At 72.8% G+C, this 21694-nt stretch carries 21 protein-coding genes; 9 read left to right on the top strand and 12 right to left on the bottom strand.

Annotation, left to right across the window (positions count from 1 at the left end; genetic code table 11):
* Positions 1-1652, top strand: a 1652-nt coding sequence (locus tag AB0I79_RS45585; RefSeq protein WP_357887259.1) for a LuxR C-terminal-related transcriptional regulator, incomplete at its 5' end; no start/stop codon positions are given.
* 14 nt (positions 1653-1666) lie between these two features.
* Here the strand turns inward: AB0I79_RS45585 and AB0I79_RS45580 are convergent.
* Positions 1667-4408 (bottom strand): cation-translocating P-type ATPase, encoded by a 2742-nt coding sequence (locus AB0I79_RS45580; protein WP_357887256.1) that lies wholly within the window; start codon positions 4406-4408, stop codon positions 1667-1669.
* Positions 4409-4625: 217 nt separating this feature from the next.
* On the opposite strand from AB0I79_RS45580, the gene AB0I79_RS45575 reads away from it, so the two are divergent.
* The 3 genes from AB0I79_RS45575 to AB0I79_RS45565 all read left to right on the top strand — a co-directional run bounded on the left by AB0I79_RS45575 (position 4626) and on the right by AB0I79_RS45565 (position 7143).
* On the top strand, positions 4626-5111 hold the full coding sequence (locus AB0I79_RS45575; protein ID WP_357887253.1) for a MarR family transcriptional regulator: 486 nt from the start codon (positions 4626-4628) through the stop codon (positions 5109-5111).
* Positions 5112-5278: 167 nt separating this feature from the next.
* Positions 5279-6247: a nitroreductase gene (locus AB0I79_RS45570; RefSeq protein ID WP_357887250.1), complete on the top strand. Its 969-nt coding sequence runs from the start codon at positions 5279-5281 to the stop codon at positions 6245-6247.
* A gap of 47 nt (positions 6248-6294) precedes the next feature.
* A complete protein-coding gene (locus AB0I79_RS45565; RefSeq protein ID WP_357887247.1) occupies positions 6295-7143 on the top strand; it encodes an aldo/keto reductase in 849 nt (282 codons plus the stop codon).
* 4 nt (positions 7144-7147) lie between these two features.
* On the opposite strand, the gene AB0I79_RS45560 is transcribed toward AB0I79_RS45565, so the two are convergent.
* Complete coding sequence (locus tag AB0I79_RS45560; RefSeq protein WP_357887244.1) at positions 7148-7597, bottom strand: ATP-binding protein; 450 nt, start codon at positions 7595-7597, stop codon at positions 7148-7150.
* 245 nt (positions 7598-7842) lie between these two features.
* Here AB0I79_RS45560 and AB0I79_RS45555 point away from each other — a divergent pair, with 245 nt between their 5' ends.
* Positions 7843-9054 (top strand): FAD-dependent monooxygenase, encoded by a 1212-nt coding sequence (locus AB0I79_RS45555; protein WP_357887241.1) that lies wholly within the window; start codon positions 7843-7845, stop codon positions 9052-9054.
* Between the two features lie 21 nt (positions 9055-9075).
* Positions 9076-9795: a helix-turn-helix domain-containing protein gene (locus AB0I79_RS45550; protein ID WP_357887238.1), complete on the top strand. Its 720-nt coding sequence runs from the start codon at positions 9076-9078 to the stop codon at positions 9793-9795.
* Between the two features lie 84 nt (positions 9796-9879).
* Here the strand turns inward: AB0I79_RS45550 and AB0I79_RS45545 are convergent, their stop codons facing one another.
* The 4 genes from AB0I79_RS45545 to AB0I79_RS45530 all read right to left on the bottom strand — a co-directional run bounded on the left by AB0I79_RS45545 (position 9880) and on the right by AB0I79_RS45530 (position 13811).
* Complete coding sequence (locus AB0I79_RS45545; protein ID WP_357887235.1) at positions 9880-10500, bottom strand: DsbA family oxidoreductase; 621 nt, start codon at positions 10498-10500, stop codon at positions 9880-9882.
* Positions 10501-10573: 73 nt separating this feature from the next.
* On the bottom strand, positions 10574-11950 hold the full coding sequence (locus AB0I79_RS45540; RefSeq protein WP_357887232.1) for an ankyrin repeat domain-containing protein: 1377 nt from the start codon (positions 11948-11950) through the stop codon (positions 10574-10576).
* Positions 11951-12167: 217 nt separating this feature from the next.
* Positions 12168-12515 (bottom strand): VOC family protein, encoded by a 348-nt coding sequence (locus AB0I79_RS45535; protein ID WP_357887229.1) that lies wholly within the window; start codon positions 12513-12515, stop codon positions 12168-12170.
* A gap of 381 nt (positions 12516-12896) precedes the next feature.
* Complete coding sequence (locus AB0I79_RS45530; RefSeq protein ID WP_357887226.1) at positions 12897-13811, bottom strand: alpha/beta hydrolase; 915 nt, start codon at positions 13809-13811, stop codon at positions 12897-12899.
* A 517-nt stretch (positions 13812-14328) separates the two neighbouring features.
* Here AB0I79_RS45530 and AB0I79_RS45525 point away from each other — a divergent pair.
* Positions 14329-14922 (top strand): TetR/AcrR family transcriptional regulator, encoded by a 594-nt coding sequence (locus AB0I79_RS45525; protein WP_357887223.1) that lies wholly within the window; start codon positions 14329-14331, stop codon positions 14920-14922.
* A gap of 75 nt (positions 14923-14997) precedes the next feature.
* Here AB0I79_RS45525 and AB0I79_RS45520 read toward each other — a convergent pair whose 3' ends face one another.
* The 4 genes from AB0I79_RS45520 to AB0I79_RS45505 all read right to left on the bottom strand — a co-directional run bounded on the left by AB0I79_RS45520 (position 14998) and on the right by AB0I79_RS45505 (position 18650).
* On the bottom strand, positions 14998-15951 hold the full coding sequence (locus AB0I79_RS45520) for a helix-turn-helix domain-containing protein (RefSeq protein WP_357887220.1): 954 nt from the start codon (positions 15949-15951) through the stop codon (positions 14998-15000).
* Between the two features lie 208 nt (positions 15952-16159).
* A complete protein-coding gene (locus AB0I79_RS45515) occupies positions 16160-16993 on the bottom strand; it encodes an AraC family transcriptional regulator (protein ID WP_357887217.1) in 834 nt (277 codons plus the stop codon).
* 54 nt (positions 16994-17047) lie between these two features.
* Entirely contained in the window at positions 17048-17653 is a 606-nt protein-coding gene (locus AB0I79_RS45510; protein WP_357887213.1) for a TetR/AcrR family transcriptional regulator, read from the bottom strand.
* A gap of 406 nt (positions 17654-18059) precedes the next feature.
* The gene (locus tag AB0I79_RS45505; RefSeq protein ID WP_357887210.1) at positions 18060-18650 is read right to left on the bottom strand and encodes a DUF2867 domain-containing protein; all 591 of its coding nucleotides are present in this window, start codon (positions 18648-18650) and stop codon (positions 18060-18062) included.
* A gap of 59 nt (positions 18651-18709) precedes the next feature.
* Between AB0I79_RS45505 and AB0I79_RS45500 the strand changes: the two genes are divergently transcribed.
* A complete protein-coding gene (locus AB0I79_RS45500) occupies positions 18710-19300 on the top strand; it encodes a TetR/AcrR family transcriptional regulator (protein ID WP_357887207.1) in 591 nt (196 codons plus the stop codon).
* A 103-nt stretch (positions 19301-19403) separates the two neighbouring features.
* A complete protein-coding gene (locus tag AB0I79_RS45495; protein ID WP_357887204.1) occupies positions 19404-19844 on the top strand; it encodes a VOC family protein in 441 nt (146 codons plus the stop codon).
* A gap of 34 nt (positions 19845-19878) precedes the next feature.
* Here the strand turns inward: AB0I79_RS45495 and AB0I79_RS45490 are convergent, their stop codons facing one another.
* Complete coding sequence (locus AB0I79_RS45490; protein ID WP_357887201.1) at positions 19879-20937, bottom strand: serine hydrolase domain-containing protein; 1059 nt, start codon at positions 20935-20937, stop codon at positions 19879-19881.
* A 103-nt stretch (positions 20938-21040) separates the two neighbouring features.
* Positions 21041-21619 carry a dihydrofolate reductase family protein gene (locus AB0I79_RS45485; protein ID WP_357887198.1) on the bottom strand — a complete coding sequence of 193 codons (579 nt, stop codon included), beginning with the start codon at positions 21617-21619 and terminating at the stop codon, positions 21041-21043.
* Positions 21620-21694 lie beyond the last annotated feature (75 nt).

The raw sequence follows: 21694 nt of genomic DNA, 5'->3' as shown, positions 1-21694 counted from the left end.
CCGAGCTCGAACGCTCCGCCGGCCGGGCCCAGGCCCGCGGCGGGGTCGCGGCGGCGGCCGCGTTCCTGGAGCGGGCGGCCGAGCTCACCCCCGACGCCGCCCGCCGCGGCGCCAGGGCGCTGGCGGCGGCCCGGGCCAAGCAACGGGCCGGCGGGTACGACGCCGCGCTCGAACTGCTGGACGCGGCGGAGCTCAGCCCCCTGGACGAACGCGAGCTCGCCCAGGCCGACCTGCTGCGCGGCCAGATCATGTTCGCATCCAGAAGCGCGGGCGCCGGCCTGCCGCTGCTGCTCAAGGCCGCCAAGCGGCTGGAGCCGCTGGACGCCGGGCTGGCCCGCGAGACCTACCGCGACGCGTTGTACGCGGCCTTCACCGCCGGCCGCCTGCCGAGCGGCGCCCAGCTCGCGGACGTGGCGGCGGCGGCGCTGGCCGCACCGCCGGGACCGCGCCCCGAGCGCAACGACCTGCTCATGACCGGCGTGGCGGCCATGGTCACCGAGGGGTACGCGGCAGGCATGCCGACGGTCCGGCAGGCCCTGGACGCATTCAGCACCGAAGAGATCTCCAGGGAGGAGGGCCTCGGCTGGCTCCCGCTCGCCTCCCGCATGGCCTTCAACGCCTGGGACTTCGACGGCTGGTCGACGCTCTCGGCGAAGCTGGTCGAGCTCGCGCGCGAAACGGGGGCCCTGTCGATCCTGCCGCCCGCTCTGCTGCTGCTCGTGCCGAACCGGGCCCATGCCGGCCAGCTCGCCGTCGCGGAATCGCTGGTCGCCGAGGCGGTGACGATCGGCGAGGCGACGGGCAGCCGCTTCTTCGCCCAGTACTGCGCCCTGGTGGTCGAGCCGTGGCGAGGCAGGGAAGCCGCCACCCGCCGGACGATCGAGGCGGTCACGCGCGACCTGGCCCTGCAAGGGGAGGGGAAGGTGCTGACCGCCACCCACTGGGCGAGCGCGGTGCTCTGCAACGGCCTGGGCCGCTACGAGGAGGCGTACGTCTCGGCCGAGCGCGGCTGCGAGCACCCGCAGGAGCTCGGGCTGGCCATCTCGTCCATGGTCGAGCTCGTCGAGGCCGCCACCCGGAGCGGACGCGCGGCCCGCGCCGTCGTCGCCGCCCGGCACCTCGACGAGATGGCCCAGGCCGCCGGCACCGACTGGGCCCTCGGCACCTCCGCGCTGGTGCGCGCCCAGGTGAGCGAGGGGCCGGCCGCCGACACCCTCTACCGCGAGGCGATCGAGCTGCTCGGCCGCACCGAGGTCGGCGTGGCCCGTGCCCGCAGCCGGCTGCTCTACGGGGAGTGGCTGCGCAGGGAGAACCGCCGCGCCGACGCGCGGGAGCAGCTGGGCGCCGCCTACGAGCTGCTCGGCCAGATGGGGGCCGAGGCGTTCGCGGAACGCGCCCGGCGCGAGCTGCAGGCCACCGGCGAGGCGGTACGCAAGCGCCCCGTCGAGGTGCGCACCACGCTCACCGCCCAGGAGGCGCAGATCGCGCAGTTAGCCGGCGACGGGCTGACGAACTCCGAGATCGGCGCCCAGCTCTTCATCAGCCCCCATACCGTCGAATGGCACCTGCGCAAGATCTTCGTCAAGCTCGGCATCGTCTCCCGCAAGCAGATCCGCGCCACGCTGCTCGAAGGCACGGACGAGCCGGCCTGACGCCCGCCGCCGGGTCACGCGCGGTGGCCGCCTCGACGGCGGTCACGGGCCCGGAGCAGGACCTTGACGAGCTCGCCCGCCCACAGGATGGCCGAGCCGACCGCCAGGCAGGCCAGCCACTGGCCGAAGCCGAGATCGGTGGTGGTGAAGAAGCCGTGCAGGGCGTCGACCTCGACGATGAGCAGCAGCAGGACGACGACCGCGAGGGTGGCGACCAGCGGGTTCGGGTGGAGCAGGGTCTCGCGGTGGAACAGGCTGCGGGTGGGGTGGCGGACGGTGAGCAGGTTGAACGCCTGGAAGAAGACGAACGTGACGAGCGCCATCGTGCCCGCGACACTGGCCTGACCTGCGGCGGCGGGGCCCGGCGCCCAGGCGAGGACGGCGGCGGTGCCGGTCGCCATGATCGTGCTGGTCAGCAGGATGCGCACGAGGCGTTCCCTGGTGAGGATGGGTTCGCGTGCCGGGCGGGGCGGCCGGCTCATCGCGTCCGGGCCGGCCGGGTCGACGCCGAGCGACATCGCGGGCGGGCCGTCCATCACGAGGTTGACGAAGAGGATCTGCAGGGCGGTGAACGGGGCGCCGCCGGCGAGGCCGGTCAGCGAGGTGATCAGGAACGTCAGCACGAAGCCGAGCGCGGTGGAGACCTGGAAACGGGTGAACTTGACGATGTTGTCGTAGATGCCGCGCCCTTCGCGGACGGCTCGCACGATGGTGGCGAAGTTGTCGTCGGTGAGCACCATGGTCGCCGCCTCCTTGGTCACCTCCGTCCCGGTCAGGCCCATGGCGACGCCGATGTCCGCCTTGCGCAGCGCGGGGGCGTCGTTGACCCCGTCGCCGGTCATCGCCACCACGTCGCCGCGGGCCTGCAGGGCGCCGACGATGCGGAGCTTGTGCTCGGGTGAGACCCGGGCGATGACGCCGATGCCGTCCAGGCCGCGGGCCAGGCCGGCGTCGTCGGTGAACCGGTCGAGCTCGGCGCCGGTGACGGCCCGGCCGGGGATGCCGAGGTCGCGGGCGATGGCCGCGGCCGTCACCGCGTGATCGCCGGTGATCATGCGGACGCGGATGCCCGCCTCGTGGCACTGCTCGATGGCCTGCCGCGCCTCCGGCCTCGGCGGGTCGACGATGCCGACCAGGGCGATCAGGACGATCCGGTCCAGCAAGTCCTTCTCGTCGCCGCCGCCGGTGGCGAAGCCGTCGTCGGCGAAGTCCTGGCGGGCCACGGCCAGCACCCGCCGGCCCTGCCCGGCCAGGGTCGCGTTCGCCTCGTCGTAGTGCCGCCGCTCCTGCGGGCCGAGCTCGGTGACGCCGTCCGGGCCCAGGTAGTGGGTGGCCCGGGCGGCCAGCACGTCCGGCGCGCCCTTGACGAAACAGCGCACGACCGGCCGGCCGTCGTCGCCGGTCCAGCGGTGGAAGGTGGCCATGAACTTGTGCTCCGCGTCGAACGGGACCTCCGCCAGGCGCGGGCGGCGCCGGCGCAGTGCCGTGACGTCGATGCCGCCCTTCTCGGCCAGCACGACCAGAGCGGCCTCGGTGGGGTCACCGACCACCGCCACCTCCTCGTCGTCGCGGAACACCGCGTCGCTGCACAGCGCCATCGCGATCAACGCCTCGTCCAGGGTGTCCGGGGGTGGGCGGCCGTCGGTGGAGCGGATGCGCCCGTCGAGGGCGTAACCGTGACCGGAGACGGTGAAGCGCCGCTGCGCGAGGAAGATCTCCCGGGCGGTCATCTGGTTGAGGGTCAGCGTGCCGGTCTTGTCGGTGCAGATCTGCGAGGTGCTGCCGAGGGTCTCCACCGAGGACAGCCGCTTGACGATGGCCCCGCGGCGGGCCAGCCGGTCGGTGCCCATGGCCAGGGTGAACGCGACCACCGCCGGCAGCCCTTCCGGGATGGCGGCCACGGCCAGCGAGACCGCGGTGACGAACAACACCCCGAACTCCTGCCCGCGCACCAGCCCGAGCACGACCACGACGGTCACCACCACGGCGGAGATGAGCGCCAGGGTCCTGCTGAGCGTGCTGATCTGCCGTTGTAACGGGGTCGGGGCGGGCTTGGCCGAGGCGAGCAGGCCGGCGATCCGCCCCGTCTCGGTCGCCATGCCGGTGGCCGTGACGAGCATCTCGCCCCGGCCGCGGGTGACCGAGGTGTTCATGAACAACGCGTTCGTACGGTCGGCCGGCGGCGCCCCCTCCTCGACGCGGGCGGTGGCGGACTTGGCGACCGGCTGTGCCTCCCCGGTGAGCTCCGACTCGCGCACCTCCAGGGCGGCCGCGGACAGCAGCCGCCCGTCAGCCGGCACCCGGTCCCCGGCCTCGACGACCACCACGTCACCGGGGACCAGCTCCGTGGCGTCCAGGCGGGCGAGCCGGCCGTCCCGCCGGACGGTCGCCACGGTGGAGGTCATCTTCCGCAGCGCCTCCAGCGAGGCCTCGGCCCGGGACTCCTGGACGAAGCCGATGGTGGCGTTCAGCAGCACGACCACGGCGATCGCGAGCGGGGTCTCCCACTCGCGCGAGATCAGCAGGCTGACCACGGCGGCGACCAGCAGGATCACGATCATCAGGTCCTGGAACTGGTGCAGGAAGGCCCGCCAGCGCGGTTCGCGGGCGGCCTCCCGCAGGCGGTTGGGGCCGTGACGGTCGAGCCGCCGCGCCGCCTCGCCTGCCGACAGGCCCTGCTCAGGGGCCGCCTGGAGCATGACGGCGACCTCGCCGGCCGGCAGCGCGTGCCACGGCGTGCGATCCGGTTCGATCATGTGGTCGTCCTCCGGTAGCCGCGTGGCCGTCTCCCCAGCCGGTGGTGTGGCGTCATGGTTTCGCTCACCCTCCTGAGACCGGACGGCCGCGCGGGATCGTGACAGGACTCCGCCGCGAACGCCGGTCCGGGCCGGTGCCGTCGGCCGGCGCCTGCCGCGGCCATTTCATCGCGAATGAAACTGTTTCGGGTGATAGGACGGCCGGTAGCATGACGTCATGACCGCCGACGTCCCTGACCGTGCCGCCACCTCGCGCGCGACCGCCCGCCCCGGCGACACCTCGCCCTTCGCCCTCGGGCTGCTGCTGCGTCAGGCGCACTGGCGCGCGGCCTCGGTGATGACGGAGGCGCTGCGGCCGCTCGGCATCGAGTTGCGGCACTTCGCCGTGCTGATCGTGCTGATGGACCGCGGGCCCACGGTGCAGCGGGACCTGGCGGCGGCGACGGGCTCGGACAAGGCGGGCGTCATGCGGGTCGTGGACGACCTGGAACGCAAGGGGCTGGCCGTGCGCAGGACGGTGCCGGGCGACCGGCGGGTGCGGGTGGTCGAGATCACGCCGCGCGGGGCCGAGCTCTTCGACGCGGCCCATGTGGCGGCGGAGCCGCAGGCCGCGCGCCTGGCCGCCGGGTTGGCCCCCGATGAGGCCGAGCAGTTGAAGGAACTGCTGACCCGGGTCGCCTACCCCGCCGGCGGCGACGCGTGAGCGTGCCCGCCGGGCGGTAGGCGGCGGCCCGCAGGGCGCCGGAAGTCCCACGTTTTACCGGCTCATGGCACCTTCATGACCTGAGATCGTATTGATTGATACAGTTACGTCTGATACGATCGAACTGTAAACAGATAGACACGGAGTGCAGGCAGGAGGTAACGATCATGAATGTCTACGAGGCAGTCACGAGCCGCCGGGCGGTACGCGGATTCACCGACCAGCCCGTCCCCATGGAGGTGCTGAAGCGCGTGCTGTCGGCCGCGGCCTGGGCCCCGTCCGGGTCGAACCTTCAGCCGTGGCACGTCTACGTGGTGACCGGCGAGCCGCTCGCCGAGATCAAGAGGCGCGCCGGCGAGCGGCTCGCCGCGGGCGACCCCTGGGACGAGCGCGAGTACGAGATGTACCCGGCCGACCTGAAGTCCCCGTACCGCGAGCGCCGGTCCGCCTTCGGCCGGGAGCGCTACGGCGCGCTCGGCATCGCACGCGAGGACTGGGAGGCGCGCCAGCGGGCCGCGGCGGGCAACTGGGAGTGCTTCGGCGCCCCCGCCGCCCTGTTCTGCTACATCGACCGCGACATGGGCCTGCCCCAGTGGGCCGACGTCGGCATGTACCTGCAGACCGTCATGCTGCTGCTCCGCGAGGAGGGGCTGCACAGCTGCCCGCAGATGTCCTGGTCGGTGTACCGCGAGACCGTCGCGGACGTCCTGCACCCGCCGGAAGGGCTCATGCTGTTCTGCGGCATGTCGATCGGGTTCGAGGACGTCAAGGCGGACTACAGCCGCACGGGGCGCGCGCCGCTCGACGAGACGGTCACGTTCGTCACCGGTGCCGGTCCCGCGGACGCGCACGACGTACCGGTGGTGTTCGCGCACCGCAACGGCTGCCGCCGCCCGGTGGCGGTCAGGCTCACGACCGGGCGGGCGCTGCGGAGAAACCGCACGCACACGCCGCCACGGTCGTTCCGTCCCTTCGGCAGGATCGCCGGCCGGCACCCCCGCGCCGGCGGGCCGCACTGGACCGTGGTCTGGCCCGGCGGTCGACTCCGCCTCGCGTGCACCTGGCGGGACACCTCGGCGGCCGGCGCGCCGCGGGACGCCTCCGCGATCGGCGTGCCGGCATCGTCCCGCTGCTGAACAAGCGGAGTGCTGCTCCGACGCCACATCACCTCACGGGGAGAGACATGACCGACCAGTTCCGCCTCGGCCACGACCTGACGATCGACCGGCTGGGGTTCGGCGCCATGCGCCTGTGCCAGAGCCACCCGGGCGGCCCCGCCCGGGACGCCGAGTCCGGGCGCGCCGTCCTGCGCCGCGCCGTCGAGCTCGGCGTGAACCACATCGACACCGCCGGCTTCTACCGCGCCCCGGACGGCTCGGCGAGCGCCAACGCCCTGATCCGCGAGGCCCTGGCCCCGTACCCGGGCACCCTGGTCATCGCCACCAAGGTCGGCCCGGTCTTCGGCCCCGGCGGCCCTCGCCAGGCCACCGCCGCCGAGCTCCGTCCCCAGGTCGAAGCCGATCTCCAGAGCCTGGGCCTGGACCGCCTCGACCTGGTCTACCTGCGCATCGGCAAGACCGACCCGCCGCACGGCGAGTCGCTCGCCGAGCGCTTCGAGGTGCTCGCCGCGCTGCGCGAGGAGGGCCTGATCCGCCACCTGGGCCTCAGCAACGTCGACACCGGCCACCTCGCCGAGGCCCGCACGATCGCTCCCGTCGCCGCCGTCCAGAACCACTTCCACATCGCCAACCGCGCCGAGACGGCCGTACTCGACGCCTGCGAGGAGGCCGGCATCGCGTTCGTGCCCTTCTTCCCCCTCGGCGGCGGCAGGGCCGACATCGACGACCCCGCCCTGGTCAAGGTCGCCGAACGGCACGGCGCCACCGCCCACCAGATCGCGCTGGCCTGGCTGCTGGCCGTGTCCCCCGCGACGCTGGCCATCCCGGGCACCGGCTCCGTGGCCCACCTGGAGCAGAACCTGGCCGCCCGGTCGATCGACCTCACCGAGGAGGACCTCGCCGACCTCGCGTGATCGCTCACGCCGGGGTCAGAGGAGTCCTGGGCCGCCGGTCCTGATGGTGGAACCGCAGGTACAGCCGCGCGGTGCCGTCGCTGTCATCGAGGGCGATCTCATCACACAGCCGGCGCATCAGGCGGCAGCCGGCGTCCTGCCCGGTGGCCGGGGCCGGCTCGCGGTCGGCGGCCCAGTACACCGTGGAGAGCACACCGGTCACGTCCACGAGCTCCAGGCTCACTCCATCCGGGTCGCTCCAGGCGATCAGAGTGCCGCCTCCGCCGTGCTCCAGCACCCTGGCGGCGGCCTCGCTCGCCGTGATCACCAGATCCATCAGGCGCCCGTCGGCCAGCCCGGCCCCGGTGCCGAAGGCCCGCACGGCCGCCCGCAGCGTAGCGAGATCATCCGAGATCGGCCAGGCCAGCCGGAAACCAGGCAACACGTCGATCGTCCCCTTCGGCAGCTCGTTCATCGACGAAACCCCTTCCCTGCGGGAGGCGCGGTACGCGCGCACCCCTGACCACCTGCGGCGACATCACGAGCGGCAGGGCATGTCACCCCCGGGCACGCTCCCGCCTCGGGCCCGCTTCCGGCTCGCTGCACGCGGCCGGATCGCGGAACCCGCGGCGTCCAGCGGAGGTCCACCAAACTGACCAACAGAACCAATTTGGTCAGTGAGTGCCGTATTCTGGTGGCGAGCCGAGGGATGGAGCCGTCATGACAGGCATGCGCAAGGGTGGCCGGGCGCTGGTGGTCGGGCTGGGGATCGCGGGCATCGCCACGGCGGTGCGACTGCGGCAGGTCGGGTGGGAGCCGGTGCTGGTGGAGCGGTCGGCCGGGCGACGGTCGAGCGGGTACTTCGTCATGCTGTTCGGCACCGGTGTCGCCTCCGCGCGGCGGCTGGGCGTGCTCGACGCGATCGGCGACCGCGGCGACGCGAACCTCACGATGTACGAGGTGGACCGGGCCGGGCGCCGCCGTCCGGGCATGAGCCCGGCCGCCCTGGCCGGCGGCCCTCGCCAGCTGCTGCGCGGCGATGTCGAGCGTGGCCTGTTCTCGTCGCTGCCGGACGACGTGGAGATCCGCTACTCCACCGTGCCGGCCCACATCGTCCAGGACGCCTCAGGAGCGGAGGTGACGCTGCACGACACGGCGGCCGGCACCACCGTCACCGAGCGCTTCGACCTGGTGGTCGGCGCCGACGGCATGCGCTCGACGGTGCGCCGGTTGGCCTTCGGCCCCGAGGAGTTCCTGCATCCGCTGGACTACATGATCGGCGCGACCGTCCTGGACGCGCCGGTCGAGGGCTTCGCCCAGCACGAAGGGCTGGTGCTGGCCGAGCCGGGCCGCTCGGTGTGGACCTTCCCCTTCTCCGACCACGCCCCGGGCCTGCTGTTCTCCTACCGCACCGGCGACATCGACGCCGAGTTCGGCCGCCCGCCGATCGAGTCCGTCCGGGCCGCCTACGGTCCCGAGCCCACCGGCCCTCTGCTGGAGAGCCTGCTGGCGCGCTTCGAGCAGGCCCCGGAGTTCCTGTTCGACTCGGTTCACCAGGTCAAGATGCCGCGCTGGCACCGCGGCCGGGTCGTCCTGATGGGGGACGCCGCCTGGTGCCTGACGCTCTACTCGGGCATGGGCGCCTCCAGCGGCATCGCCGGCGGCGAGCTGCTCGGCACCATGCTGCGACGCCACGGCGACGACGTGCCCGGCGCGCTGCGGGACTGGGAGGCCCGGATGCGGCCGTTCATCGGCTACCAGCAGGACAACATCCTGTCGATGCGCCGCCTCTTCACCCCCGACGACCGCAAGGAGCAGCTTCTGCGTACCGGCATGCTGCGCCTGATGCGGGCCCCGGGCATCGGAAAGGCGATGGGCAGGATAATGGCCAAGGACATGCGGGCCAAGAACGTCGACGTCGCCGCTGCCTGACCCCGGGAGAGGACGGATTCCGTGAGCCAGTTGGTCGAACTCCACTCGCGCAAGGCTGCCCGCATCCTGGACAGCGCGCGCGGGCTGGTGCTCGACCACGGCGCGGGCAAGGTCACCGTGTCCGAGATCAGCCGGGCGGCCGGCGTCGGCAAGGGCACCGTCTACCTGTACTGGCCCAGCAAGGAAGATCTCATCCGCGGGTTGTTCGCCCGCGACATGCTGGCCCTGCTCGACGAGGGCATCGCCCGCATCAGCGCCGATCCTGCCACGGTCCGGCCGCGCCACCTGGCGCCGCTCGTCGTCCGTACCGGGCTGATACTGCCGCTGGGACGCCGCCTGCGCAGCGGGGACCCGGAGCTGCTGCGGCTGCTCCTGCAGGACCCCCGCGACCGCGAGCTGTACGCCCGCACCCGGCCGGCCGCCATGTGCAACGCGGTCATGCCGATCCTGCGCCGTCACGGCCTGATCCGCGACGACCGCCCGCTGCCCAGCCAGGCCTACGCCCTGCACGCCCTGCTCGACGGGTTCTCCACCGCCGTCTACCAGCCGGAGAGCGCCCCGGCCGGCGTCGGCGATCCGTACGCGGTGCTCGCCGACACCGTGGCGCTGCTGGTCGAACCGGCGGAGACGCCCGGGGAGGCGGCCGTCGAGGCGGCGGCCGAGGAGACCCTGGCGCTCTTCCGCGAGATCCGCGACGCGATCCTGGACCTCATCGACCGCAGCCAGACCGCCGCACCCTGACGCCCACCGGGCTCCCCGCCCACGGAGGCTACCGGGTCAGTGCGGCGTCGAGCCGGCCCGCCGCTCGGGGGTGAGCCGCACGAGTCACTGCCGGAGCGCGTCGCCGAGCGCCTCGGCGCTGGTCACGCCGGCGATCACCACGCCGTTCCCGAAGACGAACCTCGGCACGGTGGTGACGCCCTCCCGCCGCGCCGCGGCCACCAGCGCACGTACTTCGGCGTGTCCCTCCCCGGCGGCGAGGAAGGCCCGCGCCCGGCCGCCGTCCGAGCCGGCCCGCTCTGCCAGCTCGGCCAGCCGGGTGTGGTCGGCGACGTTCACGCCGTCGCGGAAGTACGCGTCGAAGAGGGCGGTCGCCAGCCTGGCCTGCACCTCGGCGCCCTGCTCGCGCAGGGCGAGCCACAGCAGCCGGTGCGCGGTCAGGGTGTTGACCGCCACCGCGCGGTCGAACCGGTACACGATCCCTTCACCGGCGCCGATCCGGGCCATCTCCGTGACCATCGCCCCGGCCTGTTCCGGACCGAACAACTCGGCCACCGTGTCCATCAGCGGCCGGGGCTCCTCGGGCGCGTCGGGCATGAGCTGGTACGGACGATGGACGAGCTCGACGTCCATGCCCGCCCCGGCCGCGGCCACCGCGCGGTGGAACTGGTGCGTGCCGAGGCGGCACCACGGGCAGGCGATATCGGCGTACACCTCTACCTTCATCCGGGTCCCTTCTCGTGGAGAGGATGCGTTGCAGAGCGCGTGGACCGGGCCGGCCCGGACCCGCGGCGACGGTTCAGCGCGACCGGGACCCGAGCAGAGCGTGGAGCTGCCGGGCCACGGGATCGTGCGGGCGGGCGGCGAAGGCGATGCGCAGCCAGCCGCCGGCGTCGGACCGGAGGAGATCGTCGCGGACGGACGGGTCGGCGCCGCGCTCCAGGAGCAGGCGCACCACGTGCGGACGGCCGCCCCGAACGGCCCAATGCAGGCCGGTCCGCCCCAGGTAGGGCGCGACGTCGGGATGCACGCCGCGATCGAGGAACCAGCGCACGACCTCGATCCGGCCGTGCTGGCAGGCGTGCACGAACGCCTCGCCCACGATCTCCTCCGGATCGTCGGCCGGCGGCAGCCGGGACGGGAAGCCCGAGCCGGTGTCGGCGAGATCGGGGCGCGCCCGCGCGGCGCCCGGCCGCAGGCCCCCGTCCGCGTCGAAGCAGGCCCGCACCAGATCCAGCCGGCCGCACGCGGCGTACGTCCACAGCGCCCGCGGGACGATCGCGTGCTCGGCGAGCAGGTCGACGATCTCCGTGTCGTCGTGGTGGATGGCGTTCTCCAGCGGGGTGACGCCCCAGGTCCGGACGCCGGGGTCGGCGCCGGCGTCGAGCAGCAGCCGCACGTACGCGACCCGGTTGGAGCGGGCCGCCCAGACGAGCGGGAGATCCAGGTCGGTGGCCCTGCCGAGCAGGACCTCGACCGCGGCGCGTGGCACGCCGAGCTCCCTGCCTAGCCGGACGCCGGGGATCGTCTCGGGGCGCGCGAGCATCTGCAGCAGGGTGTCGGCCTGCTCGGGGGTCAGACCGGCCAGCCGGGCGGTGTCGCCGGCCAGCAGGGCTTCGGCCTCGCGGTGCAGCCGCCGCCGCTGCTCCCGGCGTTCGCCGAGGTCGCGCCGGGACTTCTCGGTGAACGACACGAGCTCCTGCCAGGTCGGGAAGCCGAGCTCCCGCGCGATGACCAGCCGCGCGTCGCGAAGCTCGGTGGCCGCGGGCGAGGTCGCGGCGGCGTGCCGGGGCACGTACGCCCGCAGCCGTCGCAGCGCGCCGGGATCGCCGCGGCGCAGCTCGACGAGGAGCGCGCCGGCCATCGAGGCGTACAGGTCCGGCCTGATCCCCATGAGGCGGGAGACCGGCCGCTCCGCGCCGGCGCTGTGGCCTTCGCTGTGGCCCTCGACGTGGGCGCGGAACTCGGCCCAGGTCCGGAACCCGTGTTCCTGCGCGAGCACGAACTGGGCGTCGCCGAGCAGGAACCGCTCGGCGGCCCGATCGCCCAGCACGTCGGCGACCCTGGCTCCGGCGGCCGGGTCGCCCGCCGCGTACGCGTGCCGCAGGTGCTTGGCCTGCTTGCGGTAGTACTCCAGGTTCGGGCGGGCAGGCAGCTCGAAATGTCGATCGCGCATCGCAACCTCCTTCGTCGCCGAGGTCCGCTTGCCCGGCCGGAAAGAGGTTGGTCTCGTCCAGTGCGTGGATGTGCTGCTCGAGGTGGGAAAGTCCCTGCCCGCGGACTGGCAGCGCCCTCGCACGCTCCCTTCAGACTAGGGACCGGCCCCGCGTGAAGGCAACCGCTCCAGCGGCGCGGGAGGCCTCGGCGCCAAGACGTCCCGCGCGCCCGCCGATTCAGGCGTCGGGAGCGATCTCGCCCCCGATGCCCGTCTCGTTGCCGTCGGCGTCACGGAAGACCCACTTGCAGACGTTGCCGTGCTGCTCCTTGTCCACCGGCCGCAGCCCGCGCCCCGCGATCCGGTCCACCTCGGACGCCGGATCGTCCACCCAGATCATGCCCACGCCGCCTCCGGCGCGAGCGGCGTCCTCGATGACGTACACGTACCGGTCCTCGGCCAGCTGCCACACCGCTTCGACGTCGTTGGGCCAGAACGCCGGATCCTTGCCGAGAAGCCTGGTGTACCACTCCACGGCGCTCTTGCAGTCGCGGACAGGGATGCCCGCGAAGATCCCCACTGCCACTGTCGGATCTCCTCTCCGCCGGAGGCCGGCAGGTCCGGCTCCTTGAAGGAACAGACTCCGCGCGCCCCGCGAACTCATCGCGACCCGCGTCGGCGCGGCGGACCGCCTGACCCCGAGTCTGCAACGGCGCCGCCCGCTCCTTCCTGGAGGACGCGCCCGGTACCGACGATCAGAAGGCCGGCCTCGCCCGCCGCAACGGGGAACGCCTCACCGAGCGTCGCCCCGCCGACGTCGGCGACCGGCACCGCCCGGCCGCCCCGTGAGCTGCCGCCCGGCTGCGTCGCCCGGTCGTCCTGTGAGCTGCTGCCCGGCTGCGTCGCCCGGCCGTCCCGTGAGCTGCCACCCGGAGCGTGGCCGCCGCTTCGTCGCCGAGCGGACCGGTCACTTGCCCTGCGACTGACGCGCGGCCTGCGCGGCGACGCGGTCGATGGCCTTGACAGCGACCTCGGGCTGGTCGAGGTAGATGTAGTGGCCGCTGTTCGCGGCCGTGCTCAGCTTGCTGCCGCTGGACAGCGCGAGCCACTTGCGCTGGCCCGCGGCCCACGCCTGCTCCAGGCGCTTGCCGTACTTGGGGACGGCGGCGAGGTACGGCTTCCCGTGCTGGATCACCTCCACCGGGATGTCCCCGGCAGAACGCACCTTCCCGTCGGCGATGACGAGCTTCTCCGGGTTCTGGCCCTGGAACATCGCGAGGTTCTGCGCGCGCAACTCGGCCGCCGGGCCGGTGGCGGACTCGGGGATCGCCTTCGTGATGTCGTCCGCCATGGTGGGCGAGGTGGCGTCCATCAGGACCAGCCCCTTGACCCTGTCCTTGTGGTCGGGGGCGTACTGGGCGGCGAGCAGCCCGCCCAGCGAGTGCCCGGCCAGCACGACCGGCCTGTCACCGGCGACGCGGTCGAGCACCCCGGTCAGGATCTTGCCCGCGCCGGCGAAGTCCTGCGGGCCTTCCGGCTGGGCGCTCGCGCCCGCGCCGAGCCGGTCGTAGGAGCAGACCCGGTGCTGCTCGCTCAGCGTCTTCTGGAGGGCGGCCAGCTTGTCGAGCGCGTCACCACCTCCGTGCATCAGCATGATGACCGGCTCGCCCTTCGCCGGTTCACCCGAACAGGACACGTTCACCGACCGGCCCGCGACGTCGATCTTCTTGGTGCCGGAGATCGCGCCGGCGTCGGCCGTGCGCGTCGCGGGGGCGAGGGGGTCCCAGTTCTCCAGCGAATCGGCGCCGCAGCCGGTGACTCCGGCGCCGATCACGGTGCTGCACAGTGCGGCCACGACGCATGCCTTGTGCTTGCCGAGCACGATGTCCTCCAGGGAAAGAATGGGGTGGAGCTGATTGACCTGGTTGTAAGGGCCGGCGGCGGATGCGCGGCGGCCAGGTCGTAACGCTATGGAATCGGCGGTTTCGGAATCGTCACCATCCAGAGGACATTCGCGGGTAGCTCGCACGGGGGACAGGCTCCTGATCGGGGACGCCGGTACGACGTCGCCGAGCAACAGCGGCAACGAGCCCTGGCCGTGGGGTTCGGCGTCAGCGGCGTCGCATCGAGATGACCCACTTGCGGGCCACGAAGAGGCCGTCGGCCTGGGAGGTGGCGTACTGGGCCAGGCCGCCGAGGTGACCGCGGGCAGGTCGAAGCGCTCGGCGCAGGAGGGCGGAACGCCGAACCCGAAGACCTCGTCTCCCTCCGCGAACGTGCTGACGCCGGGGCCGAGCTCGGTGACGGTGCTGTCTTCCAGGAGACAGGCTGTCCGGACCGGCCTACACTGGCCAGCCTCAACACCGGCGTAACGTCTCAAGGGAGACAGGAGGCCCGAAATGTCGCGGGAGAACGTCCGGGTCCGGCGCACCCGCACGCTGCTCCGGCAGGCACTGGTCGAGCTCATCGAGGAGCACGGCTTCGAGCGGCTCACGGTCGGGCAGATCACCGAGCGGGCGATGGTGAGCAGGGCGGCCTTCTACCGCAACTACCGCGACAAGTACCAGCTCGTGGAGCAGATCTTCGACGAGGCCATGGCGGAACTGCTCGGCACCATGACCGACAGCCCCGACACGCCCGTGCTCGACCGGTGGACCGCGTTCTTCGAGCACATCGACCGCTACCACCGCCTCTACGGCGCGCTGCTGGGCAGCAACGGCAGCACCTGGTTCGCGCGCAGGATGCACGCCACGCTCGCCGGCATGACCGCCCAGCACGTGCCCCAGCAGCCGGGCGACCTGGTGCCGACACTGCTGGGCGGCATGTTCCTGCAAGCCATCACCTGGTGGCTGGAGACCGGCAGGCGGATCCCGGCAGGGGAGATCGCCATCCGGACGGCCGACTTCGCCCTGGCCCTCATCACCGAGGCCAACAGGAGCGGGCAGGGTGAGCCGCCACCGGGCCCGGCGGCGCCCGCGGCTCGCGGCGGTTGAAGAGGCGATCCGGCAGGGGGGAAGTCCGTTCCCGGCACCGCCCCGCCGGAGGCCCGGGCGGTGGTCCGGCGAGCCCTACGACCGGTGTTCCTGCGTGGTGAGGGCGTGGTGGCGGAAGTCCCTGGGAGCCATGCCGTACGCCGTACGGAAGGATCTGCTGAAGTCGGCGGGGTGGACGAACCCCCAGCGGCCGGCGACGGCGTGGATCGGCAGCGCGGAGAACGCCGGGTCGGCCAGGTCACGGCGGGCCCTCTCCAGGCGGCGGCCCTTGATCCAGGCGGCGACCGTTTCGCTCTGGTCCTGGAACAGCCGGTGCAGGTAGCTGAGCGAGATGTGGTGCGCGGCGGCGATGTCGCGCGGTGACAGGCAGGGGTCGCGCAGGTGGCTGAGGATGTAGGCCTGGATGCGGAGCGTGAGCCCGTGCCGGGGCCGGCCCGGGCCGGCGCCGCTCGACTCCTCGATCTCTCCGGCGAGGAAGGCGGTGGCGAGGTCGACGAGCGCCATGCCCATCCGCGACCGATCGGCGGACCCCAGCGCGCTCGTCCTGTCGGTCAGGGTGGCCGTGAAGTTCCGCAGGACGGCGCCGAGCCCGCTCGTGCCCCGCACGGACCGGCCGAGCACCCGGTCGAGGTCCGCCGCGCCGAACGGCAGCAGGGACTTGGGGAAGGCGAGGAGCAACATCTCGAACTCCTCGCGTTCCGCCGAGCCGGTGATCTCGCAGCCCTCCAGCCGCGCCATGTCGTGCGGGTACACCTCCCCGGCGGCCACCTTGGCCTCCCGCGCCCCCCAGGCGGCCCTGATCGTGCCGTGGGTGGGCATGACGATCTGGTACAGCTCGTCGTCCCAGACCTGATCCGCGCCGGTCCGCCGGCGTCGCAGCGTGACCGGGCTGACCGACTTGACCGCCACCTGCACCGCGCCGAGGTCCGCCCCGCGCCCGCCGGCCTGGAATGCGCGTTCGTGGTCGAAGTCCACTTCGAGGCCGCCCATCTGGCTGTTGAACAGGTCGAACGAATCCCCTGACGTCATCGATGCCTCTCCCCCCGGACATGCGGCGCCCACCATGATCCCCGGCCGGTCCGCTCGATGTCCATGGCGGGGAGTCGACGGCCACTTGACGGAGAATGCACGCGAAACGCGGTGCATCCGGTGGGCGGGCCCGCTGAACGCCCGCTTCGTCAGCGAGGTGCCGGCGCGGCCGGCGTGGTGCGGGTGCCGCTGCTGACGAGGAGCCCCTTCACGCCGCCGGATGCCGGCTCACCGCCTTCCGCCGGAACTCCTTCGGCGGCAGGCCGTACCTCGCTCTGAAGGCACGGCTGAAGTCGGCGGGGTTCGCGAAGCCCCAGCGCTCGGCGATGACGTACACCGGGAGGTCGAGTAGCGCAGGGTCGGTCAGGTCCTGCCTGGCCCGGTCCAGCCGCAGGCCCCGGATCCAGGCCGCCACCGTCGTCCCGGCGTCCTGGAACAGGCGGTGCAGGTAGCTGACCGAGATGTGGTGCGCCGCGGCCACCGACCTCGGGCCGAGCCCGTGGTCGGGCAGGTGCTCCTCGATGTAGGCGCGGATCCGCAGGGTCAGCTCGGCGCGAGGGTTCAGCGGCACGACGGTTCCGCCGTCCGGCCCGCCCGGCGCCTCCGTGGCCACCGTCAGGAACGCGGTCAGCAGATCGAGCAGCACCATGCCCAGCCGCGGCCCGTCCGCCGGGCGGAACGTCTCCTCCTCGTCCACCAGGTCGGCGACGAAGCGGCGGAGCAGGGCGCCCACGCCGCCGGTGTCCGGCAGGCGGCGGCCCGCCAGCCGCTCCACCCGCTCCCGGGGAATCGGCAGCAAGGCCTTGGGCACGCGGGCGACGGCCCCCTCCAGCAGGCCGGCCGCTCCGCGCTCCATGAGCGCGTCGTGGACGACGACCTCGTTCACGCACGCCCTGCCGGACAGGGGCACCAGTATCCGGTAGACGTCGCCGGTGCCATCGGCCTCCAGGGGAAGCCGGGGGTTCATCACCACCTGGACAGGGCCGAGCGTGATCCGCCGTTCCAGGTCACGGAAGCCGATCAACGTCTTCGCTCTCATCATCCCTCCTTGGATCGGGGCTCGCGTCCGAGGCGTCACCTGGCGGGGCAGGGGTGCTCAGGCCAGGGAGCCCGCGGACCGGAGGCACTCCACGACGGCGCGAACGGCGTGGGCCGCGCGGGCGGCGACCGGTGCGGCGGCTCGCGGGCCGGGGCCGAACGAGGCGTCCATGAGCAGCACCGCGTGCCCGTGAGCGATGGCGACGACGGTCTCGGTGAGGTGCACCGCGTCCTCCTCCGCGCCGGTGATCAGCCGTGCCGGCTCCAGGAACGCCTGCGCCACCGGGCGGGCCGCCTCCTCCACCTCCGGGTAGCGCCGCTTGTCCAGGCCCACGCCGACCAGGGCCACGAACAGGGGCCGGTTGGCGGCGGCCGCCGAGACGTACGCGCGGGCCGCCTCGGCCAGCCGCTCGGCGGGAGTCTCCCCGCCCGCCGCGCCCACGGCCTCCCCGATGATCCCGCACGCCTGCACCGCGACCGCGGCGACGAGCCGGTCGCGGTCGGCGAAGTGGCGGTAGGGGGCCGCGACGCTGACCCCCAGCTGGCGGCTGGCCTCCGCCAGGGTGAAGCCCTTCACGCCGTGCTCACCGATCAGCTGGACGGCGGCGTCGATCAGAGCGGCGCGCAGGTCGCCGTGGTGGTACCCGCGCTTCTTGACCCCCACGACCCACACCCTTCGCTCGCTCGCGGGTCAGCGTACGCCACCGCCCGGGCTCAGCCGGAGTGAGGAGCGGCCGGTGACGAGCACCGCTGATGACGCCATCGCGGTTTCCTCCGATGTTAATGCCCATAACAATTGATGCTAATGACGTTAACATGCGATTCCCGGAGGAGGCAGGGGAGTGCACGCCAGATCAAGGAACTGTGGATCCGCAGTCAAGGACGCCTCCCCGGGGTGGCCCTGGAGGCGCATCCTCACCGCGTCCGACGTCACCCCGGCCTTCGGCCCGCACGCCCGAGCCCCGGAACCGCTCGGCGCCAGGGCGCGGGTGACGCGGCCATCGCGCACCGGCCGACGCCGCCCCCTCTTCATGGCGATCTCCTCGGTTTCTTGATGGTGTGTCAGAGGGTCAGGCCGCGCTGGGCTCGCCGGAGCGTTCCCGCCAGCCGCGCCCGATCAGCCGCACCAGCGCCGGGTCGACGATCAGGTGGCGGAACGGCCTGATCGCGGCCATGTAGGCGGTGCCGAACAGGCCGTTCGGCTTCACCAGCACGGCCATCTGGGCGCTGAAGCCGCCGGAGCCGTCCGGGACCCAGCCGATGTGCATGAGCGTGTGCACGGTCCGGTTGGCCGTCTCGGCCACCCACTCGTCGCCGGTCAGGAACACCGAGGTCAGCGGGACCGCGCGCAGGTCCGGCCCGCGCTCGCCGTCACGCAGGTCGGCGGGCAGCCGCTCGCGCAGGCTGTGCACCCGGGCGCCGACGCCGGTGCGCGGGCCGTCCCAGCCGAACAGCCGGCCGAGCTTCCAGCGCAGCGCGAACAGCGCGCGGGCGGCGCCGGAGAAGCCGCCCTCGCCGGATGACATCTGCCGCACCAGCCGGGGCAGGTCGCCGGGGCCGCCGGGGGTGGGCAGCGCCCACACGTCCTCGACCCGGAAGTCGGGGGTCAGCGCGTGGATCCGCCAGGGGCGGGTGGTGTGCGCGGTGTTCGAAAGTCTCATCTCTTCGGCCTCCTGTGTTGGCCAGCATAGAATAGGATTGGTAGCACAGGAGGGATGGCGTGACAACACGACGAGAGCAGACCAGTCAGGAGAGCCGCGAGCTGATCCTCACCGCGGCGGCCGAGCTCTTCGCGGCCAAGGGGTACCGGCAGACCACGTTCGCGGACGTGGCGGAGCGGTCCGGCATCAGCAGAGGGTCGATCCCGTGGCACTTCGGCAGCAAGGAGGGCCTGCTGCTGGCCGTGCTCGAACGCTCGATGGACCTGATCCGCGCGCGCCTCGGCGAGGAGCCGGCCGAGAGCGGGGAAGCGGGCTTCGACCGGATGGCGGAGGCCGCCGCCGCCCTGTTCGTGCTGCCCACCACCAAGCTGTTCGTGACCCTGCTGGTGGAGGCGCTGGAGCCGGGCTCGCCGATCCAGGGCCGGTACGTGGAGATCCACAACACCCTGCGCGAGCACTGCAGGCGGTCGCTCGAACGTCTGCCGCTGCCGCCGGAACTGCCCGCCGACGCGCTGGCCACGGTGATCATCGGGGCCGGGATCGGCGTGCACCAGCAGTGGCTGCTGGCGCCCGACCTCGTCGACCCGGACAGGGCGCTGGCGACACTGCGCACGCTGCTGGCGGCCGCGATGACGACCACGGCACGGTGACGGCAGGCCCCATGCCGCTGCCACCATGTCGAGAACGGCCCGGCGGCTCCGTCCCAGGGGCGGATGCGGCCACCGCGGCCGCACCGGACAAGGGAGGCACAGCATGACGATCCAGCGGATGGACAACGTCCTCATCGTCGTCGACGACCTCGACGCGGTCATCGCGTTCTTCGTCGAACTCGGCATGGAGCTGGAGGGCAGGGGCCCCGTCGAGGGACGTTGGGTGGACCAGATCATCGCGATCGACGGCGTCCGGCAGGACGTGGCCATGCTGCGGACCCCGGACGGCCACGGTCGCATCGAGCTGGCGAGGTTCCACACGCCGGAGGCGATCAGCCCGGCGCCCAAGCAGGCGCCGGCGAACACGCTGGGCATCCGCCGCATCATGTTCGCCGTCGACGACATCGAGGACGTCGTCGCCCGCCTGCGCACCCACGGCGCCGAGCTGGTCGGCGAGCTGGCGCGGTACGAGGACAGCTACCGGCTCTGCTACGTCCGCGGCCCCGAGGGCATCATCGTCGGGCTGTCCGAGCAGCTCGGCTAGCCGGGTCGCGGCCCGCCCGGGGCCGACACCGCGCTCAGGACCCGCAGAAGGTCCTGACGGCGATCCCCATGACCTCCTCGGTGGACGGGTTGCGCGTCGAGGGGTTGAACGACATGGTGAGCGACTTGCCGGAGTCCGAGCGGAACGCGAACGTCAGGTAGCCGATCAGCTCGCCGCTGTGCCCCCACACGGTGCCGCACGGCAGCTTGTACGCCTGCAACCCGAGCCCGTAGGCGAACCCGGCCCCGGTCTCGACGGTCGTGCGCATGGCCCGCAGCGACGCGGCGCTGGTCAGCTTGCCGCTCAGCAGGGCGGACATGAAGCGTTCCAGGTCGGCCGTGGTCGAGATCATCTCTCCGGCCGCCCAGTCGAGAGAGGGGTTCATCCGGGTCGCGTCCACCAGCTCGGGCAGCGGCTCGTACCCCTTGGCGTGCGGCGACGGCAGCCCCGCCCGGTCGCCCGGCACCAGCGTGTGGCGCAGCTTCAGCGGGCGCAGGATGCGGCGCTCGACCTCCTGCCCGTACGGGTTGCCGGTCAGCTTCTCGACCAGCAGCCCGAGCACCACGTAGTTGGTGTTGGAGTAGTGCCACCTGCCGTCGTCGGGCAGCTTCTTGGCGAAGGCCACCTTCAGCAGCTCGCGCGGCTGGTAGGAGCGGAACCGGGCCTCGCCGCGCCACCGGTTGGTCGAGTAACCCGGCTCGCTCATGTAGTCGTACAGGTGGCTGGTGTGGTTGAGGATCTGGCGGACCGTGACGCGCTCGCCGTCCGGCACCAGGCCCGGCAGGTACTCGTCGATGGGGTCGTCGAGCCGTACCTTGCCCTCGTCCGCGAGCTGGAGCACCACGGTCGCGACGAAGGTCTTGGTCACGCTGCCGATCCGGAAGTAGCCGTTGGGGGAGGGCCGCCCGCCGCGCTCGACGTCCCGCACGCCGGCGGCGCCCGTCCAGGTCCGGTTGCCGTCGGAGACGCGCGCCAGCGCGGCCGTCGCGCCCTTGCCCGCCACGATCCGCTCCAGCTCCTGGCCCACCCCGAGGTCCTGCCCGCCGGCCGCCACGGTCGCCGCCACCAGCACGTTCATCAGTGTCTGCATCATGTGATCAACGCTAGGGAGATCGGCTTCCCGGCGGAATGCGGTGCTCCGCCCGGCCGTCCTGCGGAAAACCTCAGCTGTTCAGGGCCGGACGCCACAGGGCGGCTCAGACATGCAGGCTGGGCCGGTAGACGAGCTCCTGGACGCGGCCGTCGAGCGTCCGGCACTCGATCAGCTCGAGGTCGAAGTCGGCCCCGCCCTGGAAGATCGGGTCCAGCCCGGTCTGACCGGTGATCACGGGGAAGAGCGTCACCTGGACGCGGTCCACCAGACCGGCGGCCATCAGCGCCCGGTTCAGCGACAGGCTGCCGTGCGAGCGCAACGGCACGTCGGACTCCTCCTTGAGCCGGGCGACGACGTCGACGGCGTCGCCGCGCGCGATGGTCGCGCCCGGCCAGTCGAGGGATCCTTCCAGCGTGTTCGACACCACCGTCGCCGGCAGGTTCCGCATCCGGGTCACCCAGGGGTCACGCACCTCGGACTCCTCGGTGCTCGAGGCCAGCATCCGCGCGAAGGCCCGGTACGTGTTGGCCCCGAAGACCATGCGCTGCTCCTGCTCGTACACGGCGAGGCGGTGGTCGAGCAGCTCGGGGCCCTGCTTGCCCCAGTAGCCGGTCCAGTTGCCGCCGGCGGCGCCGAAGCCGTCGAGGCTGGAGAAGACGTCGAAGGTGTAGGTGGCGGCCATGAGGCCCTCCTTGGGTTCGGTCGATCGGGTCTGCCGGTACAGACCGGAAACTTCGGCGAAACTCATCGTGCTCGA

The sequence above is a fragment of the Nonomuraea sp. NPDC050202 genome, assembly GCF_040656115.1.
GTDB lineage: Bacteria > Actinomycetota > Actinomycetes > Streptosporangiales > Streptosporangiaceae > Nonomuraea.
This window is presented reverse-complemented; position numbering and strand designations above follow the sequence as displayed.

Bases quoted from the DNA above. Each gene is read 5' to 3' on its own strand.
- AB0I79_RS45560 (WP_357887244.1), bottom strand. From the start codon at position 7,597: ATGAACGAGCTGCCGAAGGGGACGATCGACGTGTTGCCTGGTTTCCGG.
- AB0I79_RS45515 (WP_357887217.1), bottom strand. From the start codon at position 16,993: ATGATGAGAGCGAAGACGTTGATCGGCTTCCGTGACCTGGAACGGCGG.
- AB0I79_RS45485 (WP_357887198.1), bottom strand. From the start codon at position 21,619: ATGGCCGCCACCTACACCTTCGACGTCTTCTCCAGCCTCGACGGCTTC.
- AB0I79_RS45545 (WP_357887235.1), bottom strand. From the start codon at position 10,500: ATGAAGGTAGAGGTGTACGCCGATATCGCCTGCCCGTGGTGCCGCCTC.
- AB0I79_RS45580 (WP_357887256.1), bottom strand. From the start codon at position 4,408: ATGATCGAACCGGATCGCACGCCGTGGCACGCGCTGCCGGCCGGCGAG.
- AB0I79_RS45565 (WP_357887247.1), top strand. From the start codon at position 6,295: ATGACCGACCAGTTCCGCCTCGGCCACGACCTGACGATCGACCGGCTG.
- AB0I79_RS45525 (WP_357887223.1), top strand. From the start codon at position 14,329: ATGTCGCGGGAGAACGTCCGGGTCCGGCGCACCCGCACGCTGCTCCGG.
- AB0I79_RS45555 (WP_357887241.1), top strand. From the start codon at position 7,843: ATGACAGGCATGCGCAAGGGTGGCCGGGCGCTGGTGGTCGGGCTGGGG.
- AB0I79_RS45505 (WP_357887210.1), bottom strand. From the start codon at position 18,650: ATGAGACTTTCGAACACCGCGCACACCACCCGCCCCTGGCGGATCCAC.
- AB0I79_RS45570 (WP_357887250.1), top strand. From the start codon at position 5,279: ATGAATGTCTACGAGGCAGTCACGAGCCGCCGGGCGGTACGCGGATTC.
- AB0I79_RS45520 (WP_357887220.1), bottom strand. From the start codon at position 15,951: ATGACGTCAGGGGATTCGTTCGACCTGTTCAACAGCCAGATGGGCGGC.
- AB0I79_RS45575 (WP_357887253.1), top strand. From the start codon at position 4,626: ATGACCGCCGACGTCCCTGACCGTGCCGCCACCTCGCGCGCGACCGCC.
- AB0I79_RS45490 (WP_357887201.1), bottom strand. From the start codon at position 20,937: ATGATGCAGACACTGATGAACGTGCTGGTGGCGGCGACCGTGGCGGCC.
- AB0I79_RS45495 (WP_357887204.1), top strand. From the start codon at position 19,404: ATGACGATCCAGCGGATGGACAACGTCCTCATCGTCGTCGACGACCTC.
- AB0I79_RS45540 (WP_357887232.1), bottom strand. From the start codon at position 11,950: ATGCGCGATCGACATTTCGAGCTGCCTGCCCGCCCGAACCTGGAGTAC.